The 585-nt window shown below is 37.6% G+C and carries 1 protein-coding gene; it reads left to right on the plus strand.

Annotation, left to right across the window (positions count from 1 at the left end; genetic code table 11):
• Positions 1 to 585, plus strand: a 585-nt coding sequence (locus ACYQ2O_RS12710; protein ID WP_459796769.1) for a UPF0236 family transposase-like protein, incomplete at both ends; no start/stop codon positions are given.

Raw genomic sequence — 585 nt, forward strand, 5'->3', positions numbered from 1 at the left:
GGTTACGACAAAGATAAATTCCATCAAATCATTGGCAAATGCCAGCGACACGAACATTTTAGAGATGCTTATCATGTAAACGAGAAAATCAAACAACGAATGTATTTTGATAAAAAGATGGAAAAGAAAATGAAAGAAGCTGTGCGTACATACGATTGGGATCGTATTGAAACCATAATCGCTACAACGGAGAGTCGCATTGAAATTAACAATGAAAAAGCAACTGAATATCAGGAAGAACTTACCATGTTAAAAGCTTATCTATATAGAAATTGGGAAAGTCTTAAACCATTTAAAATGAGGGATTTACCCGTAAATAAAGGGATTGGTGTTTGCGAAAGTAATCATCGTCCTTATAGTTATCGTATGAAACGACAAGGACGAGGGTTTTCAGCTCAAGGTGCTGGGAATGTAGCAGCGATCATTTCTGCACGTAAGAACGGAACGTTTCTCAAAGCGCTAACAGATAAAATACCGGAACTTACAACGAAACTCCAGCCGGAGTTTAAGGGTGCAGTGAGAGCAGCTTTGAAGAAAAGCCAACATAGACCTTCAATAGGTGTAAAAATTGGAAGAATAGCTAAT

The organism is Alkalibacterium sp. m-11, assembly GCF_054658155.1.